At 70.0% G+C, this 21,567-nt stretch carries 23 protein-coding genes and 1 pseudogene; 19 read left to right on the forward strand and 5 right to left on the reverse strand.

The window, feature by feature from the left end:
* Window positions 1–16 precede the first annotated feature (16 nt).
* Window positions 17–346: a type VII secretion target gene (locus A5704_RS08425; protein WP_067888446.1), complete on the forward strand. Its 330-nt coding sequence runs from the start codon at window positions 17–19 to the stop codon at window positions 344–346.
* Window positions 347–348: 2 nt separating this feature from the next.
* Complete coding sequence (locus A5704_RS08430) at window positions 349–1,656, forward strand: hypothetical protein (RefSeq protein ID WP_067888449.1); 1,308 nt, start codon at window positions 349–351, stop codon at window positions 1,654–1,656.
* 4 nt (window positions 1,657–1,660) lie between these two features.
* Here the strand turns inward: A5704_RS08430 and A5704_RS08435 are convergent, their stop codons facing one another.
* The 5 genes from A5704_RS08435 to A5704_RS08455 form a co-directional block, all read right to left on the reverse strand.
* Complete coding sequence (locus A5704_RS08435; RefSeq protein WP_067888490.1) at window positions 1,661–2,704, reverse strand: LLM class F420-dependent oxidoreductase; 1,044 nt, start codon at window positions 2,702–2,704, stop codon at window positions 1,661–1,663.
* 48 nt (window positions 2,705–2,752) lie between these two features.
* Window positions 2,753–3,019, reverse strand: coding sequence for a polyketide cyclase (locus A5704_RS08440; protein ID WP_082954806.1), 267 nt, complete (start codon window positions 3,017–3,019; stop codon window positions 2,753–2,755).
* A gap of 25 nt (window positions 3,020–3,044) precedes the next feature.
* A complete protein-coding gene (locus A5704_RS08445; RefSeq protein ID WP_067888451.1) occupies window positions 3,045–3,884 on the reverse strand; it encodes a dienelactone hydrolase family protein in 840 nt (279 codons plus the stop codon).
* 23 nt (window positions 3,885–3,907) lie between these two features.
* The gene (locus A5704_RS08450; RefSeq protein ID WP_067754469.1) at window positions 3,908–4,129 is read right to left on the reverse strand and encodes an Rv1535 family protein; all 222 of its coding nucleotides are present in this window, start codon (window positions 4,127–4,129) and stop codon (window positions 3,908–3,910) included.
* 421 nt (window positions 4,130–4,550) lie between these two features.
* The gene (locus A5704_RS08455; protein WP_067754472.1) at window positions 4,551–4,988 is read right to left on the reverse strand and encodes a DUF2510 domain-containing protein; all 438 of its coding nucleotides are present in this window, start codon (window positions 4,986–4,988) and stop codon (window positions 4,551–4,553) included.
* 48 nt (window positions 4,989–5,036) lie between these two features.
* Between A5704_RS08455 and glmS the strand changes: the two genes are divergently transcribed.
* The 17 genes and pseudogenes from glmS to groL all read left to right on the forward strand — a co-directional run bounded on the left by glmS (window position 5,037) and on the right by groL (window position 21,546).
* On the forward strand, window positions 5,037–6,902 hold the full coding sequence (gene glmS / locus A5704_RS08460; RefSeq protein ID WP_067754475.1) for a glutamine--fructose-6-phosphate transaminase (isomerizing): 1,866 nt from the start codon (window positions 5,037–5,039) through the stop codon (window positions 6,900–6,902).
* A 7-nt stretch (window positions 6,903–6,909) separates the two neighbouring features.
* Window positions 6,910–7,746, forward strand: a complete 837-nt coding sequence (locus A5704_RS08465; RefSeq protein WP_067754614.1) for a DUF4436 domain-containing protein — start codon at window positions 6,910–6,912, stop codon at window positions 7,744–7,746.
* 132 nt (window positions 7,747–7,878) lie between these two features.
* Window positions 7,879–8,775, forward strand: a complete 897-nt coding sequence (locus tag A5704_RS08470) for a DUF4436 domain-containing protein (RefSeq protein ID WP_067778560.1) — start codon at window positions 7,879–7,881, stop codon at window positions 8,773–8,775.
* Window positions 8,776–8,820: 45 nt separating this feature from the next.
* Window positions 8,821–9,660 carry a DUF4436 domain-containing protein gene (locus A5704_RS08475; protein WP_067754481.1) on the forward strand — a complete coding sequence of 280 codons (840 nt, stop codon included), beginning with the start codon at window positions 8,821–8,823 and terminating at the stop codon, window positions 9,658–9,660.
* Window positions 9,657–10,505, forward strand: a complete 849-nt coding sequence (locus A5704_RS08480; RefSeq protein ID WP_067778563.1) for a DUF4436 domain-containing protein — start codon at window positions 9,657–9,659, stop codon at window positions 10,503–10,505. Before A5704_RS08475 ends, A5704_RS08480 begins: the two co-directional genes overlap by 4 nt.
* A gap of 74 nt (window positions 10,506–10,579) precedes the next feature.
* Complete coding sequence (locus A5704_RS08485) at window positions 10,580–11,257, forward strand: rhomboid-like protein (RefSeq protein ID WP_067778591.1); 678 nt, start codon at window positions 10,580–10,582, stop codon at window positions 11,255–11,257.
* 33 nt (window positions 11,258–11,290) lie between these two features.
* Window positions 11,291–12,712 (forward strand): NAD(P)H-hydrate dehydratase, encoded by a 1,422-nt coding sequence (locus A5704_RS08490; protein ID WP_067778592.1) that lies wholly within the window; start codon window positions 11,291–11,293, stop codon window positions 12,710–12,712.
* Between the two features lie 15 nt (window positions 12,713–12,727).
* Window positions 12,728–14,110 carry a glutamate decarboxylase gene (locus tag A5704_RS08495; protein ID WP_067754490.1) on the forward strand — a complete coding sequence of 461 codons (1,383 nt, stop codon included), beginning with the start codon at window positions 12,728–12,730 and terminating at the stop codon, window positions 14,108–14,110.
* A gap of 260 nt (window positions 14,111–14,370) precedes the next feature.
* Window positions 14,371–15,546, forward strand: coding sequence for an alanine racemase (gene alr, locus A5704_RS08500; RefSeq protein ID WP_369807420.1), 1,176 nt, complete (start codon window positions 14,371–14,373; stop codon window positions 15,544–15,546).
* Between the two features lie 52 nt (window positions 15,547–15,598).
* The gene (locus tag A5704_RS08505; protein WP_197498860.1) at window positions 15,599–16,651 is read left to right on the forward strand and encodes an alpha/beta fold hydrolase; all 1,053 of its coding nucleotides are present in this window, start codon (window positions 15,599–15,601) and stop codon (window positions 16,649–16,651) included.
* Complete coding sequence (tsaE, locus tag A5704_RS08510) at window positions 16,611–17,117, forward strand: tRNA (adenosine(37)-N6)-threonylcarbamoyltransferase complex ATPase subunit type 1 TsaE (protein ID WP_156736180.1); 507 nt, start codon at window positions 16,611–16,613, stop codon at window positions 17,115–17,117. Before A5704_RS08505 ends, tsaE begins: the two co-directional genes overlap by 41 nt.
* Window positions 17,114–17,737, forward strand: a complete 624-nt coding sequence (tsaB, locus tag A5704_RS08515) for a tRNA (adenosine(37)-N6)-threonylcarbamoyltransferase complex dimerization subunit type 1 TsaB (RefSeq protein WP_067778595.1) — start codon at window positions 17,114–17,116, stop codon at window positions 17,735–17,737. The genes tsaE and tsaB overlap by 4 nt, the downstream gene beginning before the upstream one ends.
* Complete coding sequence (gene rimI / locus A5704_RS08520) at window positions 17,734–18,201, forward strand: ribosomal protein S18-alanine N-acetyltransferase (protein WP_067778576.1); 468 nt, start codon at window positions 17,734–17,736, stop codon at window positions 18,199–18,201. Before tsaB ends, rimI begins: the two co-directional genes overlap by 4 nt.
* Window positions 18,201–19,226, forward strand: coding sequence for a tRNA (adenosine(37)-N6)-threonylcarbamoyltransferase complex transferase subunit TsaD (tsaD, locus tag A5704_RS08525; protein WP_067778580.1), 1,026 nt, complete (start codon window positions 18,201–18,203; stop codon window positions 19,224–19,226). The genes rimI and tsaD overlap by 1 nt, the downstream gene beginning before the upstream one ends.
* A 201-nt stretch (window positions 19,227–19,427) precedes the next feature.
* Window positions 19,428–19,730, forward strand: coding sequence for a co-chaperone GroES (groES, locus tag A5704_RS08530; protein ID WP_007167930.1), 303 nt, complete (start codon window positions 19,428–19,430; stop codon window positions 19,728–19,730).
* A gap of 72 nt (window positions 19,731–19,802) precedes the next feature.
* Window positions 19,803–19,913, forward strand: a pseudogene (locus tag A5704_RS29125) (2-isopropylmalate synthase); the annotation flags it as partial.
* 10 nt (window positions 19,914–19,923) lie between these two features.
* On the forward strand, window positions 19,924–21,546 hold the full coding sequence (gene groL, locus A5704_RS08535) for a chaperonin GroEL (protein ID WP_067888454.1): 1,623 nt from the start codon (window positions 19,924–19,926) through the stop codon (window positions 21,544–21,546).
* Window positions 21,547–21,567: the final 21 nt, after the last annotated feature.

Consider the following 21,567-nt stretch of genomic DNA (forward strand, 5'->3'; position numbering starts at 1 on the left):
GGGCGTCGGATTAGGCATGAGATTCGACAGGGGAACACGACCCGTCACCGTGGCCCGCACCGAGATCGACGTCGCGGCGACGCACCGCGTGGCCGACCAGTTCCGCGCCGCCGCCGACCTTCTCGACCGCGCCCTCAGCGATCAGCTGGGCAGGCTGGCTTTCGGCGGGGCCGCCGCCGGCCGGGCGCACACCGCGCGCGGCGACGCGCTGCGCGTCGAGTTGGAGCGGCTGACCGCCGAGGTGGCACAGTGGTCGCGCGCGTCCGGCGAGATCGCCAGCGCCCTGCGCGTCAGCGCCGACCGCTACGCCGACGCCGAGGCGTACGCCGCGGAACGGATCGCCTGAGCGTGGCCGAGCGGTTGGATGTCGCCGGGCGCCTCGCCGAGGGCCTGCCCGCTGTCGAGCACACCGAGCTGTACGTGCGGGCCTGCCATGCCCTTGGCTACCAACATCCCGACCTGACGGCGCATCCCGCGCAGATCCGCGACTGGTATGCCACCGAAGACGGCCTCGATCTGCGCGCCCTCGACCGCGACTGCGCGGAGCTGCGGGCGGCGGGCGAGACGGTCGCCGAGGCGTTGCGGGTGCAGCGCGCCCAGATGGCCGAGTTGGCCGCGGCGTGGGTCGGGCCCGCCGGCGACGCCGCGGTGCGGTTTGTCGAACGCCACTGCGACGCCGCCGGGGCGGTCGCCACCGAACTGCGCGCGGCCGCCCAGCGGTGCGAGTCGCTGCGCGACAACCTGTGGTACCTGGTCGATTCGAAGGTCACGACGGCCATTTCGGTCGACGACGGCACCCGGTCGCAGCGGCCGGCGTGGCTGGCCGCCGCCGCCACGGTCACGGCCGGGGCGGGGGACCGGCACGCCGCCGAGGAGATGGTGCGCGGGCAGGTGATGCCCTACGTGGACAACGAGATTCGCGACGACTGGCTGACGACGATGCGGTCGACGCGCGACGGTATCGACACCGCCTACGACATGGTCACCGAACGGATGGCCGCCGCGCCGATGGTGCGCTTCGAGACCCCCGGGGATCTGGGACCCGGCTACCAGCCGGTGCGGGCGGCGCCGCCCGCCGTCGCGCCCGTCGCGGTGGTGCCCGCGGCCGCGATCCCGAGCCCGCCGCCGGATCCGGCGCCGACGGCGGCCACGCTCGCGCCGGCTCCGGTTCCCGCCGCGCCGCAACCTGATTGGGGATCCGCGCTCGGCGACGCGGGCGTCATACCGGCGGGCGATCTGGGCGGTGGGCTCGGCGGTGGTGGTGGTGCGGGTCTGCTGGGGTTGGCCGGCAGGATCGTCGACGCGGTCGGTGGGCTGATCGGCTCGGCCGGCGACGAGGCGGGCGCTGGCGATCCCTTCGACGAGGGCGACGCCCTCGACGAGGACCCCTTCAAGCCCGACGACGAGGACGACGAGCCCATCAGGACCGAGGACAGCGAAAACGCCGCGGACACCGGAGGATCCGAGCCCGACGTGGCGGCTCAGCCGCGGGCGGCGCCGCAGCCGGCGGATACGCCGGCGCCACCCGTCGAAGCGCCGGTCAACCCACCGCCACCGGTTGCCCCTCCCGCGGCGGGCGGGCCCGTGCCGCCGGCGACCGATGGGAAGACGCCCTGCGAGATCGCCGCGGACCAGCTGCCGCAGGCGGGGCAGTGATGGCTCAGGCCGGGCGGATTTGCAGCACGTCCTCGACGAAGCGCACGGATTCGGCGCGGTCGGTGGCCAGCGGGCTGAGCAGCAGCGTCGTCACACCGGCCTCGGCGAAGGCGGCCAGGCGCTCGGCGACGTAACCGCGCGGGCCGACCAGCGACATGCCGCGCACCAGCTCGTCCGGCACCGCGTCGATGGCCTCCTTTTTGCGGCCGGACAGGTACAGCTCCTGGATGTGGTCGGCGACCTCGCCGAACCCGTAGCGCGTCGCCAGGGCGTGATAGAAATTGCGGCCCTTGGCGCCCATCCCGCCGAGGTAGAGGCCCAGCTGCGGCTTGACCCACGCCAGCCGCTCGTCCACGTCCTCGCCTATCGCCACCGACGCGTGCACCATGACGTCCAGCGGCCCCAGCGCGGGATCGCGCTTGGCGGCCCCGGCCGCCAGCGCGTCCCCCCACACCGACGCGGCCTTGTCCGGCAGGTAGAAGACCGGCTGCCAGCCTTCGGCGATCTCGGCGGTCAGCTCGACGTTCTTCGGGCCCAGCGCGGCGATCGTGATCGGAATGCGTTCGCGCACGGGATGATTGATGAGCTGCAGCGATTTGCCCAGCCCCGTCCCGCGGTCGGGCGGCAGCGGGATCTGGTAGTGCTTGCCGTTGTGCTGCAGGCGTTCCCGCCGCCACACCTTGCGGCAGATCTCCACGATCTCGCGGGTGCGGCCCAGCGGCGCGTCGAACTCGACGCCGTGAAAGCCCTCGATCACCTGCGGCCCCGACGTGCCGATCCCCAGCCGGAAGCGCCCGTCGGACACGAAATCCAGCCCCGCGGCCGTCATCGCCAGCAGCGAGGGGGTGCGGATGTAGATGGGGAACACCCCCGAGGCCAACTCGACGGTGTTCGTCTTGGCCGCCAGGTACCCGAGCTGGCTGACGGCGTCGAAGGCGTACGCCTCGGCCACCACGGCGATGTCGATGCCGGCCTTCTCGAGCTCCACCACGCGGTCCACGGCCTGGTGAAAGCCGCCCGAATAATCCAGGGCGATCCCGATTCGCATCAACGACAGATACCACGACGGCACCCCGGCGCCGCGGCCGCTCGGAGTTCAGCCGGCCGAGGTGCCCGTCCAGTACTCCGCGAACCGTCGACCGTCTGCCGACCGCCGCAGGATGTCGTTGCCGGTGAAGGACACCGGTCCGTCGGGCCCGCGGCCCGTGCCGACCCAGCGACCCGCCACGAGGTCGCCCTCGGCGAAGGGTCCCAGTTGGATGGCAAAGGTCAAGTCGGCCATCATGTTTCGGGTCTCGTCGACGACCCGGCCCGCCCAGAGCTCGGTGATCCAGCGTTCGTAGAGCGCGCGCACGGTCGACACAGTGGGCAATTACCCCGTTGCCGCGTCACTTCAACAGCGCGACGATCTTCTCCTCGAGCGCGACGGGGGCGGCCTCGGGATCCAGCGGTTCCGTCTTGGGCAGCGCCACGTCGGGATCGGCGAAATCGCGGTAGGTCTTGTCGCCGCCCAGCGTGTAGAGCAGGTAGCCGGTGAGCAGCGCGCGCACCGTCCGCTGCGTGCGCCGGTGCGGGCTGGCCAGGCCGAACACCTTCGTCAGCCGCCGGCCCTCCACCAGGCCGCCGGGCTGAGCCTTGCTGACGACGCGCAGCGTGGCGGCGTCCCACGCGCGGGACAGCGACAGCGCGTTCGATGTCAACGACTTCGGATCGCCCGGCGCGGTCAGGATCAGCCCCGGAAGCCTCAAGCTCGCGGCCGGGGCCTCGGCCGGGGGGCTGGTGACCGCGGGAAACAGCGCGGCCGCCGCGGCCAGCTTGTTCGGCATCCCGGCCGCGGCGAACACTGCGGCCGAGCCGCCGAAACCGTGTCCGACCACGCCGAGCTTGGCCGGATTCACGCTGATCTTGCCCGGCCCGAGCCGCACCCCAGAGACGATGTCCAGCGCGGTGCCGAGGTCGAAGGCGAAGTTCAGGACGGAAGGGGCCAGGCCGCGCTCGGTGTCGGGAGCGCCGGCCACGATGCCCCAGGACGCCAGGTGTTCGAGCAGACCCGCATAGCGGCCGGCCTTGGTCAGCCAGTCGTGCCCGAACGCGACGCCGGGCAGACCCAGCCCCGCCTCCGGGGTGTAGACCACCCCGGGGAGCCCGGCGAACGCCAGGTCACCCCGCAAAACCCGATGCGGACCACGGCGGTTGAGCGCTGCGAACAGCTTGCGGGTGCGGGCCACGCGTCGACGTTAGCGCATCCCGGTCAGGCCATGACCTCGATGACGCCCACCCGCCACAGCGCCGCATACATGTGGCGCAGCGGGAAGCTCAGTAACTTCGCGGCCGTGTCGACCATCGGGTCGCCACTGGCGATCGGCTCGCGATGACGCCGCCGGGGCGCGGGCTTGGGGGCGGGCGCCGGCGCGAGCGTCAGGCTGGGCACGGGCAGCTCGGTCATCACATCGTCGAACAGAACAGCGGTCATGATTCTCTCCTAAAAGAAGCGGTGCGGAATTTCGGATTAACATTTACTAACGGTTAGCTATCCGGCGGCTTACGCATTATCTGGGCAGTTATTTTTAAGCCAAATAATTAGTCGGCCGTCTAACGCAGTTTCCGGGTAGCTGGACTATCATCATTGATGTCTGCATAAAGGTTCTATTGCTACGAAGATATGGTCGCGCTCTGCGCATTTACACTGTTGAGCCGCATGGCTCGCCAGGCGGTAGTGATCAGGCGGGCGTCAACGAGCTGTCCTTTCTGGTGGCTCCGACGGTTGCCGGTTGTAGCCGATTCCAGAATTCTAAGTAGGCAGATTGGTTCAGCGATGACGCAAACGAAAACGCCACAAATACATCAGGTGAAAAGCGTTTCTATCGTTTATGAAGACGATGTAAAGGGGATGGTCAGCGGCCCTGGGCCGGAAACCCGGGTGGATTGGTCCACGGTGTCCACCTGACTCCGTCCCAATACCGGTGCCCGGGCCCCGACGGGTCGCCGTACCAGCCCGGCGGCGGACCGGCGGCCGGGGGCGGGGCGGGGACGTGGGCGGCGCCGGGTGGCAGCGCGGCCAACTTGCGAACCTGCCGCATCGCGTTCCAGTTGGAGACCAGCGCGACCCAGTTCAACACCAGCAGCGAGAGCAGGCTCCACCAGCCGGCCAGCAGGTTTTGCGTCTGCGCGGACCGGTATGCCCGCTCGCACTGCTCGAGGGTGCCCGTGACGGCGTAGCTGCGCTGCTGCCAGAAGATGACTGCGCCGATGTGCTCGATGAGCCGGACGGAGAACTGACGGTACGGGTCGGTCACAACAAACCTTCCTGCGCAGGTGGGCGGCCTAACCATAGCCTCGGCGTGCGGGGTTGGGGGTGCGCCTGCACTACCCTGGTTCGAATGTGCGGAATCGTCGGCTACGTCGGGCAGCAGCCTGCCTGCCAGGTCGTCATGGATGCGCTGCGCCGGATGGAGTACCGCGGCTACGACTCGTCGGGCATCGCACTGGTCAACGGCGCGGGAACGCTCACCGTGTGCCGCCGCGCCGGCCGGCTCGCCAACCTGGAGGACGCGGTCGCGCAGATGCCGCCGGAGTCGATGGGCGGCACCACCGGCCTGGGTCACACCCGCTGGGCCACCCACGGGCGCCCGACCGACCGCAACGCGCACCCCCACCGCGACGCCGCCGGCAAGATCGCCGTCGTCCACAACGGCATCATCGAGAACTACCCTGGCCTGCGCCACGAGCTCGAGGCCTACGGCGTGGAGTTCACCAGCGACACCGACACCGAGGTGGCGGTGCACCTGGTGGCGCAGGCCTACCGGCACGGGCCGACCGCCGGCGACTTCGCGGCCTCGGTGCTGGCCGTGCTGCGCCGGCTGGAGGGCCACTTCACGCTGGTGTTCACCAACGCCGACGAGCCCGGCACCATCGTGGCCGCCCGTCGCTCCACCCCCCTGGTCATCGGGATCGGCGACGGCGAGATGTTCGTCGGCTCCGACGTCGCGGCGTTCATCCCGCACACCCGCAACGCCATCGAGCTCGGGCAGGACCAGGCCGTGGTGATCACCGCGGACGGCTACCGCATCACCGACTTCGACGGCAACGCCGACGTCGAGTACCGCGAATTCCACATCGACTGGGACCTGGCCGCCGCGGAAAAGGGCGGCTACGAGTACTTCATGCTCAAGGAGATCGCCGAGCAGCCCGCCGCGGTGGCCGACACCCTGCTCGGGCACTTCATCGACGGGCGGGTGGTGCTCGACGAGCAGCGGCTCTCCGACCAGGAACTGCGGGAGATCGACAAGGTGTTCGTCGTGGCGTGTGGCACCGCGTATCACTCCGGGCTGCTCGCGAAGTACGCCATCGAGCACTGGACCCGGCTGCCCGTGGAAGTGGAGCTGGCCAGCGAATTCCGCTACCGCGACCCGGTGCTGGACCGCAGCACCCTGGTGGTCGCGATCTCGCAGTCCGGGGAGACCGCCGACACCCTGGAGGCCGTCCGGCACGCGAAGGAGCAGAAGGCCAAGGTGCTGGCCATCTGCAACACCAACGGCTCGCAGATCCCCCGCGAATGCGACGCCGTGCTTTACACCCGCGCCGGGCCCGAGATCGGCGTCGCCTCCACCAAGACATTCCTGGCGCAGATCGCCGCCAATTACCTGGTGGGCCTGGCGCTGGCGCAGGCCCGCGGCACCAAGTACCCCGACGAGGTCGAGCGGGAGTACCGGGAGCTGGAGGCCATGCCGGACCTGGTCGCGCGGGTGCTTGCGATGATCGAGCCGGTGGCCGCGCTTGCGCATCGGTTCGCCCAGTCCTCGACCGTGCTGTTCCTGGGCCGCCACGTGGGCTACCCGGTGGCGTTGGAAGGCGCGCTCAAGCTCAAGGAACTGGCCTACATGCACGCCGAGGGGTTCGCCGCCGGCGAGCTCAAACACGGCCCGATCGCGCTGATCGAGGACGACCTTCCCGTCATCGTCGTCATGCCCTCGCCAAAGGGCCAGGCCACGCTGCACGCCAAGCTGCTGTCCAACATCCGGGAGATCCAGGCGCGCGGGGCGATCACCATCGTGATCGCCGAGGAGGGTGACGACACCGTGCGGCCCTACGCGGACCACCTGATCGAAATCCCATCGGTCTCAACCCTTTTGCAGCCGCTGCTGTCGACCATCCCGCTTCAGGTGTTCGCCGCGTCAGTTGCCCAGGCCCGAGGTTACGACGTTGACAAACCCCGCAACCTCGCCAAGTCCGTCACCGTGGAGTAGCCGCCGCCTGAGGCTGGCCGCCTTGGGTGTCGTGCTCCTGATCGGCGCATACATCGGTTCGATCGCGCTGTACGTCGACAGCGGCATGGGTCATCCCCATGTCGTGGTGCAGGGTACGCAGGCGGGCGACGGGACGATGTTGACGAACGACGTCGAAGAGATCCAGTCGCACAACAGCGTTCTGATCGCCAACATCACCGTGCAGCCTGGCCCCGGGCTGCTGGACCCCCGCACCCACACCCTCAAGGACGACCTCCACATCTTCGCCGCCTCGACCGCGACGAGCAGCAGGCAAACGTGGCCGAAAGGCACGCTGCCCACCGTGTTTCGGGTGTCGCTCGTCCTCACCGGCGAGGTCGCGGACTGGCCGCTCGACGAATACCACTCGGGGCCCGTCGTCGCCCAACTGTCGTCCGGTCCGGAGAACACACCGGTGCCCGCGACGGTGACCCTGGTCGACCGGCTGCTCGGTTGGAAAGTCGACGTGACCCGCGTCAACGACGCCGACCCGACCGGCCCGTTCCGGGTGGACCTGTCCAGGACTTCGAGCACGGTGGTTTTCGGGGTCGCCATCCTGTGCGTCCTGATCGGGCTCGCCGGCCTGGGCGCGTTCGTCGCCGTCCAGACGTCGCGCGACCGGCGTAAATTCCAGCCGCCGATGACGACCTGGTATGCGGCGATGTTGTTCGCGGTGATGCCGCTGCGCAATGCTCTGCCCGACGCGCCGCCATTCGGAAGCTGGATCGACATCACGATCGTGGTGTGGGTGATCGTCGTGTTGGGGATATCGATGGGGCTCTACATCTCGTGCTGGTGGCGGCATCTGCGACCCGAAGCCGCCTAGCCGACGCCCCTGCGCCGGCCACGTCCGTCACCGCGGAGTAGTTCCGCCGCTTCGGCCGTAACGCCGCGTGATCCGCGGCGGTTCCGTTAGATTGCTCTCGGGTAACAAGCCACTCCACGGGGTAGGAGCAGCATGCGATCGGCGGTCACAAGACTCGCCACGGTGGGCGTCATCGTGCTCATTCTCGGGACATACATAGCGTTGGTGGGCCTCTACAAGGACACCGTCGAAGGGTCCGCCCCCGGCACCCTGAGCGACAATCCGGAGACGGCCGCCCAGAGCATGGCCACCTTGACCGTGGAGGAGATGCAGTCCAACTACAGCGCCGTCGTCGCCAACGTGGCCGTCGCGCCGGGGCCCGCGCTGCTGGACCCGGTCACCCACCGCCTCAAGGAAGATCTCGTGCTGCGCGTTCGATCTTCGGCCCAGCCCAGTCGCAAGGACTATTCGCCGGGCATGCTTCCCGGCGTCTTCCCGCTCCCGCTGACCATCGCGGGTCACGTGGAGCGCTGGCCGTTCGACAGCTACACGTCGGGTCCGATCGAGGTGCAGCTCTTCCCCGGGGGCGATACGACGAAGCCGCCCACACTCATCCCGGTGCGACTCATCGACCATTTGTCGGGCTTCAAGGTCTCCATGAGCAAGATCCCGGGCCAGGAGGCGTACCGCATGCACGTGCGGCGCGCGCTGAGCACCGCGGTGTTCGGGATGGTCATTTGCGGCGTGCTCATCGCGATCGCCGGCCTCGCCGTTGTCGTCGCGGTCCAGACGCTGCGCAACCGGCGCAAGTTCCAGCCCCCGATGACGACGTGGTACGCCGCGATGCTCTTCGCGGTGGTGCCCCTGCGCAACGCGCTTCCCGGCCTACCCCCGTTCGGGGCGTGGATCGACGTGACCATCGTGCTGTGGGTGATCGTCGCGTTGGTGACGGCGATGCTGCTGTACATCGTCTGCTGGTGGCGCCACCTGAGGCCGGAGCCTCAGGTCGTCGCGCCGACGGCGGATCCGGTCCCGGCGTCATCGGGCTGATACCCCTTTCGCTTCAACACATTTCGTTATCGAGTAGGGGGGGTCGTGAGGTACGGCGTCATAGCGTTGATCGTGGGCGTCGTCGGGGCCTACGTCGCCTCGGTGGCGCTGTACGCCAACAGTGGGGGTCACCATCACCACCAGCAGGCGGTGGCCGGGGGTGACCGCAGCACGGCGACGTTGGTCGTCGAGGACATCCAGTCGAACTACAGCGTGCTGATGGCGAACCTGTCCATCTCGCCGGGGTCCGGCCTGCTGGATCCGCAAACCGGGCATCTCAACCAAGACCTCGGCCTCCGCGTGCGATCCGTGGCGACGCCGACCCGCCGCACCTGGACCAAGGGCATGCTCCCCGGCGTCTTCCCCGTCCCGCTGACCATCGCGGGGGAGATCGAGAATTGGCCCTTCGACCGTTACGGTTCGGGGCCGATAGAGATCGAGCTCATGCGCGGCGGCAGCGACACGGTCGCCGAGCGGCTGCCGGTGACCTTCGTCAATCACCTTTCCGGTTGGCAGGTGTCCGCCGACGGACCGGGTCCGTACCGGGTGAGCGTGCACCGCTCCCTGAGCGCGGCGGCGTTCGGCATCGTCATCTGCGCCGTGCTGGTCGCCATCGCCGGGCTGGGCCTGTTCGTCGCCGTTCAGACGTTGCGCAACCGCCGGAAGTTTCAGCCGCCGATGACGACGTGGTACGCGGCGATGCTGTTCGCGGTGGTGCCGTTGCGCAATGCGCTGCCCGGCTCCCCGCCCTTCGGCGGCTGGATCGACATCACCCTCGTGTTGTGGGTGCTCGTCGTCCTGGTGGTGTCGATGCTGCTCTACATCGCCTGCTGGTGGCGGCATCTGAGGCCCGACGTCCCTGCGGCGCCGGCGAATCCGTTATGAGGTTCGCCGTCGTAGGACTCATCGTGTCCGTCCTTGCGGCATACGTCGCGTCGGTCGCGCTGTACGCGCACAGCCGCACCGCGAATCACCGGGCGGAAGTCCCGGCCGCGGGCGGCAGCAGCATCGCGACGTTCACGGTCGAAGACGTTCAGTCCAACTACAGCGTCGTCGTCATCAACCTCGCCATTTCGCCCGGATCGGCCCTACTGGATCCCCAGACGCAGCACCTCAACGAAGACCTCAGCCTGTGGGTCCGATCCGCGGCGACACCCACCCGCCGGAGCTGGACCAAGGGCATGCTGCCCGGTGTGTTTCCCGTCCCGGTGACGATTGCCGGGGAGATCGAACGGTGGCCCTTCGATCGATACGAGTCCGGGCCGATCGAGGTCGAACTCCTGCACGGCGGTGAGGGAGGCGTGCCCGAGCGCCTGCCCGCCACGTTCGTCAACCACCTTCCGGGCTGGCAGGTCACCGCCAACAACGGCGGAGGGCTCGGTCCCTACCGAGTCACTCTGCAGCGCTCCCTGAGCGCGGCTGCGTTCGGCATCGTCATCTGCGGCGTACTCATCGCCATCGCCGGGGTCGGCCTGTTCGTCGCGGTCCAGACGCTGCGTGACCGGCGGAAGTTTCAGCCGCCGATGACCACGTGGTACGCCGCAATGCTTTTCGCGGTTGTGCCGTTGCGCAACGCGCTTCCCGGCTCGCCGCCCTTCGGCGGCTGGATCGACATCACCATTGTTCTCTGGGTGCTCGTCGTGTTGGTGATATCGATGCTGCTCTACGTCGCCTGCTGGTGGAGGCATCTGCGGCCCGACCCTCCGCAGCCCGGCGCGCCCCCCGCTTAGGTGCGGCAACCCAACGGTCCGCGTGCGAAGGTAAGGACGTGACGAACGCACCGGTGCGGTCCCGACTGCGCAGCATGGGACTGGCGGTCTGGCACTACGTCAGCAGCGCGCCGCTGACGTACGGCTGGTTGCTCGTCCTGTTCATCACCACGCTCATCCAGCACTGGCTGCCCCAGCGGCAGCTGCACTCGATGCTGATGCACCATTCCACCAACATCCACGGACTGGCGCGCGACCCGCTCGACGTCCTGTTCTCCAGCCTGCTGTGGATCGACGGCGACAACCTGACCCCGTACCTGATCCTCTTCTCGTTGTTCCTGGCGCCGGCCGAACACTGGCTGGGCCAGTTGCGCTGGCTCACAGTCGGATTGAGTGCCCACATCCTGTCGACCTATTTCAGCGAGGGGCTGCTGTATTTCGCCATCGAGCAACACGACGCCTCGGAACGGCTGGTGCACGCCCGCGACATCGGCGTCAGCTACTTTTTGGTCGGGGTGATGGCCGTGCTCGCCTATCACATCGCGCGACCATGGCGCTGGGGCTATCTGGGCGTGCTCTTCATCATCTTCGGTTTCCCGTTGATCACGATGGACCGGATTGAGCTGAACTTCACCGCAATCGGGCATTTCACCTCGATCCTGGTCGGCCTCTGCTTCTACCCGATGACGCGCCACCAGGACCCGCGGCAGCTGAGCCCGGCGCGCCTGCGGGCCATGGCGCGGCGCCGCCGGTCGCCCGAGGCATCGGCCTGAGCGGCGCGGCCGCTGACCCGTAATGTGGCTAAGGTGCGGCACTACTACTCCGTAGACGCGATCCGCCAGGCCGAGGCTCCGCTGCTGGCCAGCCTGCCCGACGGGGCCCTGATGAGGCGGGCCGCGTTCGGCCTCGCCGCCGAGATCGTCGCCGAGTTGCGCGCTCGCACCGGCGGGGTGGCCGGCCGCCGGGTGTGCGCGGTCGTCGGCTCCGGCGACAACGGTGGTGACGCGCTGTGGGCCGCGACCTTTGTGCGCCGTCGCGGCGCGGCCGCCGACGCGGTGCTGCTCAACCCGGAACGCACGCACCGCAAGGGGCTGGCGGCGTTCCGGAAGGCCGGCGGCCGGATCGTCGAAAGCGTCTCGCCGGCAACCGATCTCGTCATCGACGGGGTGGTGGGCATCTCCGGCTCCGGGCCGTTGCGCCCGGCCGCGGCCGAGGTGTTCGCCGCGGTCGACGATGCCGGCATCCCGGTGGTCGCGGTCGACATCCCCAGCGGGGTCGACGTGGCGACCGGGGCGGTGACAGGGCCCGCGGTGCGCGCCGCGGCGACCGTGACCTTCGGCGGCCTCAAGCCCGTGCACGCGCTCGGCGACTGCGGGCGCGTCACGCTGATCGACATCGGGCTGGATCTGCCGGAAACGGACGTGCTGGGCTTCGAGGCGGCCGACGTGGCCGCGCGCTGGCCGGTGCCCGGACCCCACGACGACAAGTACACCCAGGGTGTGACCGGTGTGATGGCCGGCTCCTCGACGTATCCCGGGGCGGCGGTGCTGTGCACCGGGGCGGCCGTCGCGGCGACCTCCGGCATGGTCCGCTACGCCGGCAGCGCGCACCGTGAGGTGCTGGCGCACTGGCCGGAGGTGATCGCGTCACCCACGCCCGCGTCGGCCGGGCGGGTCCAATCCTGGGTCGTCGGGCCGGGATTGGGCACCGACGACGCCGGGGCCGCCGCATTGTGGTTCGCGCTGGAGACCGACCTGCCGGTGATCGTGGACGCCGACGGGCTGACCATCCTGGCGGCGCACCCGGAGTTGGCCGCCAACCGCACCGCGCCGACGGTGCTGACGCCCCACGCCGGTGAATTCGCCCGCCTGGCGGGCAGTCCCCCCGGGGACGACCGCGTGGGCGCATGCCGGAAATTGGCCGACACCTTCGGCGCCACCGTGCTGCTGAAGGGGAACGTCACCGTCGTCGCCGATCCGGGCGGTCCGGTGTACCTCAACCCGGCCGGGCAATCCTGGGCGGCCACCGCCGGCTCCGGTGACGTGCTGTCCGGCATGATCGGCGCGCTGCTCGCGGCGGGCCTGCCGGCGGTCGAGGCGGCCGCGGCGGCCGCGTTCGTCCACGCGCGGGCGGCGGCGTTGTCGGCCGCCGACCCGGGCCCCGGTGACGCGCCGACGTCATCGTCCCGCATGGTTCCGCACATCAGGGCGGCGCTGGCCGCCCTCTAGGAAGGATTCTCACCCGTGCCTCAACACCCGTCGCTGCCCGCGCACTCGATCGCCCCGGCCTACACCGGCCGCCTGTTCACCGCGCCCGTCCCGGCGCTGCGGATGCCCGACGAATCGATGGACCCCGAGGCCGCCTACCGCTTCATCCACGACGAGCTGATGCTCGACGGCAGTTCCCGGCTGAACCTGGCGACCTTCGTGACCACCTGGATGGACCCCGAGGCCGGCCGGCTGATGGCCGAGACGTTCGACAAGAACATGATCGACAAGGACGAATACCCGGCGACCGCCGCGATCGAGCAGCGCTGCGTGTGCATGGTGGCCGACCTGTTCCACGCGGACGGCCTCGACGACGCCGACCCCTACAGCGCGTGCGGGGTGTCCACGATCGGCTCCAGCGAGGCCGTCATGCTCGGCGGCCTGGCCATGAAATGGCGCTGGCGGCAGAAGGTCGGCAAGGACTGGAAGGGCCGCACCCCCAACCTGGTGATGGGCTCCAACGTGCAGGTGGTCTGGGAGAAGTTCTGCCGCTACTTCGACGTCGAACCCCGCTACCTGCCCATGGAGGAGGGGCGCTACGTCATCACCCCCGAACAGGTCATCGACGCCGTCGACGAGGACACCATCGGCGTGGTGGCGATCCTGGGCACCACCTACACCGGTGAGCTGGAACCCGTCGCCGACATCTGCGGCGCGCTGGACAAGCTGGCGGCCGGCGGGGGCGTGGACGTGCCGGTGCACGTCGACGCCGCCAGCGGCGGGTTCGTGGTGCCCTTCCTGCACCCCGAGCTGAAGTGGGATTTCCGGCTGCCCCGGGTGGTGTCGATCAACGTCAGCGGGCACAAGTACGGGCTGACCTATCCCGGTGTGGGGTTCGTGGTGTGGCGCAGCAAGGAGTACCTGCCCGAGGAACTGGTGTTCCGGGTCAATTACCTCGGCGGCGACATGCCCACCTTCACGCTGAACTTCTCCCGGCCCGGCAACCAGGTGGTCGGCCAGTACTACAACTTCCTGCGGCTGGGCCGCGACGGCTACACCAAGGTGATGCAGGCGCTGTCCGGGACGGCGCGGTGGCTGGGCGAGCAGTTGCGGGTGAGCGAGCGTTGCGAGCTGATCTCCGACGGGTCGGCGATCCCGGTGGTCGCCTTCCGGCTCGCCGGGGATCGCGGCTACACCGAGTTCGACGTCTCGCACGAGCTGCGCACCTACGGCTGGCAGGTGCCCGCCTACACCATGCCCGACAACGCCACCGACGTGTCGGTGCTGCGCATCGTGGTGCGCGAGGGGCTTTCGGCCGACCTGGCCCGCGCGCTGCACGACGACGCCGTCTCGGCGCTGACTTCGCTGGACAAGCTCAAGCCTGGCGGCCATTACGAGGCGCAGCACTTCGCGCACTGAGCGATGGGCCGGCTGCCGCCGCGGACCGAATGCGCGTGTTGCCCGCCTCACAGCGACAGCGCGCCGCCCGCGGGGGAGACGCGGCGCCTTGCGGCGCCGAGACGGGGCGCCTTCCGGCGCTGACGTCGTCGCTTGTCGCTCGGAGGCGGGCACATCGGGCGCGGTCAGAACGGGGGAGTTATGTGGCCACTGTGACGAATGGGGCAAGGCTGGGCCTGCGGCGGGCCGCGCCTGCGGCCGATTCTGGGACAATGGCGGCCATGAATGGGCGGGCCGTTGCGCCGATCTCCCTGACGCCGGGCCTCGTCGCCGAGGCCCTGGTGGACCTGGGCGCCATCGAACACAACGTGCGGTTGCTGTGCGAGCACGCCGGCCGCGCGCAGGTGATGGCCGTCGTCAAGGCCGACGGTTACGGCCACGGCGCCACCCGGGCCGCCCGCGCGGCGCTGGCCGGCGGTGCCGCCGAGCTGGGCGTCGCCACCGTCGCCGAGGCGCTGGCGCTGCGCGCCGACGGCATCGGCGCACCGGTGCTGGCGTGGCTGCACCCGCCCGGCATCGACTTCGGGCCCGCGCTGCTGGCCGACGTCGAGATCGCCGTGTCCTCGGAGCGCCAGCTCGACGAGCTGCTGGACGCGGCGCGCCGCACCGGCCGGGCCGCGACGGTCTCGGTGAAGGTGGATACGGGGCTGAACCGCAACGGCGTCCACCCGTCGCGCTACCCGTCGATGCTGGCCGCGCTGCGCCGCGCCGTCGCCGAGGAGGCCATCCGCCTGCGCGGGCTGATGTCACACATGGTGTTCGCCGATCAACCGGCCAACCCCGTCAATGACCTTCAGGCCCAACGGTTCAGCGACATGCTGGCGCAGGCGGGCGCACAGGGGGTGGGGTTCGAGGTCGCGCACCTGGCGAACTCATCGGCCACCATGTCGCGTCCCGACCTTGCCTTCGACCTGGTGCGGCCCGGTGTCGCGGTGTACGGCCTGAGCCCGGTGCCCGAGCTAGGCGACATGGGGCTGATCCCGGCGATGACGGTGAAATGCCCTGTCGCGCTGGTGAAGTCGATCCGCGCCGGGGAGAGCGTGTCGTACGGGCACACCTGGACCGCGGAGCGCGACACCACTCTGGCCCTGCTGCCGGTCGGTTACGCGGACGGCGTGTTCCGTTCGCTGGGGGGACGATTGGAGGTGTTGATCAACGGCAAGCGCCGCCCGGGCGTCGGCCGGATCTGCATGGACCAGTTCGTCGTCGACCTCGGCCCCGGCCGCACCGACGTGACCGAGGGTGACGAGGCGATCTTGTTCGGGCCCGGCACCGGCGGGGAACCCACCGCGCAGGACTGGGCCGACCTGCTCGGCACCATCCACTACGAAGTGGTGACCAGCCCGCGCGGGCGGATCACCCGGACCTACCGCGAGGCGCAAACCATTGAGCCGTGAGAGAACTCGCAGGCGCCAACGGGGGAGGGCTTGGTTCGCGGGAGGGGCGGGGGTGACGGCCCTCGCCACCATCGTGGGAGCCTCGGCCCGCCGCTCGATGGTCCAGCGCACCCGTGGCGTCGAAGACCCTTACGCCGACGAGGATTTCGACAGGATCGACGACGACCGCCGCTCCGTGGTGACCACCCCGGACGGGGTGTCGTTGGCGATTCGCGAGGCCGGCCCCGCGGACGCCCCGCTGACCATGGTCTTCGTCCACGGGTTCTGCCTGCGGATGGGCGCCTTTCATTTCCAGCGGACGCGGCTGCCCCAGCATCTGGGCCCAGGCGTCCGGATGGTCTTCTACGACCAGCGCGGGCACGGGCAATCCGACGAGGCGCCGCCCCAGAGCTACACGCTGACCCAACTCGGTAGGGACCTGGAAAGCGTGCTTCAGGTGGTGGCGCCGCGCGGAATGGTCGTGCTGGTCGGGCACTCCATGGGCGGCATGACGGTGTTGTCGCACGCCCGCCAATTCCCCGACCAGTACGGGCGCCGGATCGTCGGCGCCGCGTTGATCTCCTCAGCGGCCGAGGGCGTCGCCAGGTCCCCGCTCGGCGAGATCCTGAAAAACCCTGCGTTGGAAGCATTTCGGTTCACCGCACGCTCCGCGCCCAAGCTGATGCACCGCGGCCGCAACGTGTCTCGCTCGCTGATCGGGCCGGTCCTGCGGGCCGCCTCCTACAGCGACCTGCACGTCAGCCGCAGCCTGGACGCCTTCTCGCAGCGGATGATGAACGGCACACCGATCCCGACCATGGTCGAGTTCCTGGATGCCCTGGAAGCCCACGACGAGACCGCCGGCCTGTGGACCCTGCTGCGCGTCCCCACGCTGATCGCCTGCGGTGACCACGACCTGCTGACACCGGACGAATACTCCCGCAAGATGGCGGCCTCGCTGCCGCAATCCGAGCTGGTCATCGTTCGCGGGGCCAGCCACCTCGCGCTGCTGGACAAGCCCGAGGCGATCAACGACGGGTTGGTCCGGCTGGTCAAGCGGGCCACCCCGGGCCGCGTCGCCCTGGCTGCCCGGTGGATGCGGGAAAGGCTGCGGCGCCGTGGCTAGCCAGGCGGATGACTCGGGCACGGCCACCCTCGAACGGGTCGAGGACACCGTCGCCCTGGGGTCTCGGCTGGGCGAGCAGCTGAAGGCGGGTGACGTCGTGGTGCTCACCGGCCCGCTCGGCGCGGGAAAGACCGTCCTGGCCAAGGGGATTGCCGCGGCGATGGACGTCGACGGCCCGGTCACCTCGCCGTCGTACGTGCTGGCGCGGGTGCACCCGCCGCGGCGGCCGGGGACACCGACGATGATTCATGTCGACATGTACCGGCTTTTGGACCACGACGGCGCCGACCTGCTCGGCGAGCTCGACTCGCTCGACCTCGACACCGACCTCGACGGCGCGGTGGTGGTCGTGGAGTGGGGCGAAGGCATCGTCGAGCGCCTCGCCGAGCGGCACCTCGACGTTCGTCTGGAACGCCTCAGCGGTTCGGACGTGCGGATCGCCTCGTGGCAGTGGGTCCGGTCGTGAGTATCGTTCTGGCGCTCGACACCGCGACCCCGGCCGTGACGGCCGGGATCGTGCGGCGCGACGACCTGAGCGTGCTGGCCGAGCGGGTCACCGTCGACGCCCGGGCGCACGCCGAACGGCTGACCCCGAACGTGGTGGCCGCCCTCGCCGACGCGGGGCTGACGATGAGCGATCTGGAGGCCGTCGTGGTCGGCTGCGGCCCCGGCCCGTTCACCGGCCTGCGGGCCGGAATGGCGACCGCATCCGCCTACGGACACGCGCTGGACATCCCGGTGCGCGGCGTGTGCAGCCTGGACGCGATCGGGGTGCGGACCACCGGCGAGACGCTGGTGGTCACCGACGCCCGGCGGCGCGAGATCTACTGGGCCCGTTACCGCGACGGGTTCCGGATGGAAGGACCCGGGGTCAACGCCCCGGCCGACGTCGACCCCGGCCCGGCCCAGGCGGTGGCCGGCTCGAAGGAGCACGCCGCCCTGTTTGGATTGCCGCACCGCGGGCCCGTCTACCCCACGCCGGCCGGGCTCGTCGCCGCGGTGCCCGACTGGTCGCAGCGCCCGCTGCCGTTGGTGGCGCTGTATCTTCGCCGCCCGGACGCCAAGCCGATGGCGGCGCGGCAGTGACCGCCACCCGTGAGCCCGTGACGCTCGGCGCGCTTACCGCCGCCGACGCGACTCGCTGCGCCGAGCTGGAACGCCAACTGTTCGACGGCGACGACCCGTGGCCCGCCGCGGCGTTCAACCGGGAACTGGCCAGCCCCCACAACCATTACGTCGGCGCGCGCGCCGGCGGCACCCTGGTCGGGTACGCCGGAATCTCGCGGCTGGGCCGCACCCCGCCGTTCGAGTACGAGGTCCACACCATCGGCGTCGACCCCGAGTATCAGGGACAGGGCATCGGGCGCCGGTTGCTCGACGAGCTGCTGGTCTTCGCCGACGGGGGCGTCGTCTTCCTGGAGGTGCGCACCGACAACGAGGCGGCCATCGGGCTGTACCGCAGCGTGGGCTTCGAACAGATCGGCCTGCGCAGGCGCTACTACCGCGCCAGCGGCGCCGACGCCTACACGATGCGCCGGGGGGCCCGCTGATGAGGACGATTCTGGCCATCGAAACCTCTTGCGACGAAACGGGAGTCGGCATCGCCCGGCTGGACGCCGACGGCACCGTGACGCTGCTGGCCGACGAGGTGGCCTCCAGCGTCGACGAGCACGTCCGCTTCGGCGGCGTGGTCCCGGAGATCGCCTCCCGGGCGCACCTGGAGGCCCTCGGCCCCGCCATGCGCCGCGCGCTAGAGGCGGCCGGCGTGCGCAAGCCCGACATCGTCGCCGCCACGATCGGGCCCGGCCTGGCCGGCGCGCTGCTGGTGGGCGTGGCTGCCGCCAAGGCCTATTCGGCCGCGTGGGGGGTGCCGTTCTACGCCGTCAACCACCTGGGCGGGCATCTGGCCGCCGACGTCTACGAACACGGGCCGCTGCCCGAATGCGTGGCGCTGCTGGTGTCCGGTGGACACACCCACCTGCTGCACGTGCGTTCGCTCGGCGAACCGATCGTCGAGCTCGGCAGCACCGTGGACGACGCAGCCGGCGAGGCCTACGACAAGGTGGCCCGTCTGCTGGGGCTGGGCTACCCGGGCGGCAAGGTGCTCGACGACCTGGCCCGCAGCGGCGACCGCGACGCGGTCACGTTCCCGCGCGGCATGACGGGACCGGGCGACGACCCGTACTCCTTCAGCTTCTCGGGGCTCAAGACGGCCGTCGCCCGCTACCTGGAGAGCCACCCGGACGCGGTGAACGCCGACGTGGCCGCGGGGTTCCAGGAGGCCGTCGCCGACGTGCTGACCATGAAGGCCGTGCGCGCCGCGACGGGGCTCGGCGTCTCGACCCTGCTGATCGCCGGCGGCGTGGCCGCCAACTCGCGGCTGCGGGAGCTGGCGGAGCAGCGGTGTGCGGCGGCCGGGCTGACGCTGCGGATCCCCCGCCCCCGGCTCTGCACCGACAATGGGGCAATGATCGCGTCCTTCGCCGCGCACCTGGTGGCCGCCGGGGCGCGGCAGTCACCGCTGGACGCGCGCAGCGACCCCGGCCTGCCGGTGGTAAAAGCCCAGGTGACGTGATCGCTTATAGCGAATACCCGGTACGCAGCGGGCCGCCCTTGAGTGCTAGCACTCTCGTGTATAGAGTGCTAGGTGGCAATCGGCCAAACCCTGTGCCGGCACCCGCGACGACGGCGCTCGGGCACGGACGACTGCCGAATCCCTTGATAATTCTGGGGCACCCCGCCCCGGACCCGATCTAACTAGTGGAGGGCTCCAATCGTGGCGAAGGTGAACATCAAGCCACTCGAGGACAAGATTCTCGTGCAGGCCAACGAGGCCGAGACCACGACCGCGTCCGGTCTGGTCATTCCTGACACCGCCAAGGAGAAGCCGCAGGAAGGCACCGTCGTCGCAGTCGGTCCCGGCCGCTGGGACGAGGACGGCGAGAAGCGGATTCCGCTCGACGTCTCGGAAGGCGACACCGTCATCTACAGCAAGTACGGCGGCACCGAGATCAAGTACAACGGCGAGGAGTACCTGATCCTGTCGGCGCGCGACGTGCTGGCCGTCGTATCGAAGTAAGCACCGTGGCCCGCCCCGGCGATCCCCGCGCATGGCCGCGGGTGATTTCCGGGGCGGCGCCATTTGAACGTCGTGGTGATCGCAAGCGCGGCGGAGCCGGGCGAAGCGGGTCGCCACCATTTGAACGTCGTGGTGATCGCAAGCGCGGCGGAGCCGGGCGAAGCGGGTCGCCACCATTCAAACGAGGAGCCTGATGAGCAAGGTTATTGAGTACGACGAGACTGCGCGCCGCGCGATCGAGGCCGGCGTCAACGCGCTCGCCGACGCGGTGCGGGTGACCCTGGGGCCGCGCGGCCGGCATGTGGTGCTGGCCAAGGCCTTTGGCGGGCCCGCGGTCACCAACGACGGCGTGACCGTCGCGCGCGAGATCGAGCTGGAAGACCCGTTCGAGAACCTGGGCGCCCAGCTGGTCAAGTCGGTGGCCACCAAGACCAACGACGTGGCGGGCGACGGCACCACCACCGCGACCGTGCTGGCGCAGGCCCTGGTCAAGGGCGGCCTGCGCCTGGTTGCGGCCGGCGCCAACCCGATCGAGCTCGGCATCGGAATTTCGAAGGCGGCCGACGCGGCGTCCGAGGCGCTGCTGGCCGCGGCCACCCCGGTGTCCGGCAAGGACGGCATCGCTCAGGTGGCGACGGTGTCGTCGCGTGACGAGAGGCTCGGCGAGCTGGTCGGCGAGGCGATGACCAAGGTCGGTGCCGACGGCGTGGTCAGCGTCGAAGAGTCCTCGACCCTGAGCACCGAGCTGGAGTTCACCGAGGGCGTCGGCTTCGACAAGGGTTTCCTGTCGGCGTATTTCGTCACCGACTTCGACGCGCAGGAAGCCGTGCTGGACGAGCCGCTGATCCTGCTGCACCAGGAGAAGATCAGCTCGCTGCCCGACCTGCTGCCCATGCTGGAGAAGGTCGCCGAGTCGGGCAAGCCGCTGCTGATCATCGCCGAGGACATCGAGGGTGAGGCCCTGGCCACGCTCGTGGTCAACTCGATCCGCAAGACGCTCAAGGCGGTTGCGGTCAAGGCGCCGTTCTTCGGCGACCGGCGCAAGGCCTTCCTCGAGGACCTGGCGGTGGTGACCGGCGGGCAGGTGATCAACCCCGACGCCGGCCTGCTGCTGCGCGAGGTCGGCACCGATGTGCTGGGCTCGGCCCGGCGTGTGGTGGTCAGCAAGGACGACACCATCATCGTCGACGGCGGCGGCTCCAAGGACGCGGTCGACGCGCGCATCAAGCAGCTGCGCGCCGAGATCGAGGCGAGCGACTCCGACTGGGACCGCGAGAAGCTGCAGGAGCGGCTGGCCAAGCTGGCCGGCGGCGTGGCCGTGATCAAGGTGGGGGCCGCGACCGAAACGGCGCTCAAGGAACGCAAGGAAAGCGTCGAGGACGCGGTCGCGGCGGCCAAGGCCGCCGTCGAGGAGGGCATCGTCGCGGGCGGCGGCTCGGCCCTCATCGGGGCACGCAACGCGCTGAAGGAGCTGCGCGGATCGCTGTCCGGCGATCAGGCCGCCGGCGTCGACGTGTTCGCCGAGGCGCTGGCCGCGCCGCTGTACTGGATCGCCACCAACGCCGGCCTGGACGGCGCGGTTGCGGTGAGCAAGGTCAGCGAGTTGCCGGCCGGGCACGGGCTCAACGCGGACAAGCTCACCTACGGCGACCTGATCGGCGACGGCGTGATCGACCCCGTCAAGGTGACCCGGTCCGCGGTGGTCAACGCGGCGTCGGTGGCGCGCATGGTGCTGACCACCGAGACCGCAATTGTCGAGCATGTACCACAGGATGCTGACCACGGCCACGGTCACCACCACGGCCACGCTCACTAACAAAGCTCTGATGGAACGCCC

The organism is Mycobacterium sp. E735 (assembly GCF_001666955.1).
GTDB lineage: Bacteria > Actinomycetota > Actinomycetes > Mycobacteriales > Mycobacteriaceae > Mycobacterium.

Excerpts from the sequence above, each read along its gene's own strand:
- A5704_RS08435 (WP_067888490.1), bottom strand. The coding sequence starts at position 2,704 with ATGCGAATCGGGATCGCCCTGGATTATTCGGGCGGCTTTCACCAGGCC.
- A5704_RS08455 (WP_067754472.1), bottom strand. The coding sequence starts at position 4,988 with ATGGTTAGGCCGCCCACCTGCGCAGGAAGGTTTGTTGTGACCGACCCG.
- groL (WP_067888454.1), top strand. The coding sequence starts at position 19,924 with ATGAGCAAGGTTATTGAGTACGACGAGACTGCGCGCCGCGCGATCGAG.
- glmS (WP_067754475.1), top strand. The coding sequence starts at position 5,037 with ATGTGCGGAATCGTCGGCTACGTCGGGCAGCAGCCTGCCTGCCAGGTC.
- alr (WP_369807420.1), top strand. The coding sequence starts at position 14,371 with ATGAATGGGCGGGCCGTTGCGCCGATCTCCCTGACGCCGGGCCTCGTC.
- A5704_RS08480 (WP_067778563.1), top strand. The coding sequence starts at position 9,657 with ATGAGGTTCGCCGTCGTAGGACTCATCGTGTCCGTCCTTGCGGCATAC.
- A5704_RS08485 (WP_067778591.1), top strand. The coding sequence starts at position 10,580 with ATGGGACTGGCGGTCTGGCACTACGTCAGCAGCGCGCCGCTGACGTAC.
- A5704_RS08450 (WP_067754469.1), bottom strand. The coding sequence starts at position 4,129 with ATGACCGCTGTTCTGTTCGACGATGTGATGACCGAGCTGCCCGTGCCC.
- tsaD (WP_067778580.1), top strand. The coding sequence starts at position 18,201 with ATGAGGACGATTCTGGCCATCGAAACCTCTTGCGACGAAACGGGAGTC.
- A5704_RS08425 (WP_067888446.1), top strand. The coding sequence starts at position 17 with ATGAGATTCGACAGGGGAACACGACCCGTCACCGTGGCCCGCACCGAG.
- A5704_RS08470 (WP_067778560.1), top strand. The coding sequence starts at position 7,879 with ATGCGATCGGCGGTCACAAGACTCGCCACGGTGGGCGTCATCGTGCTC.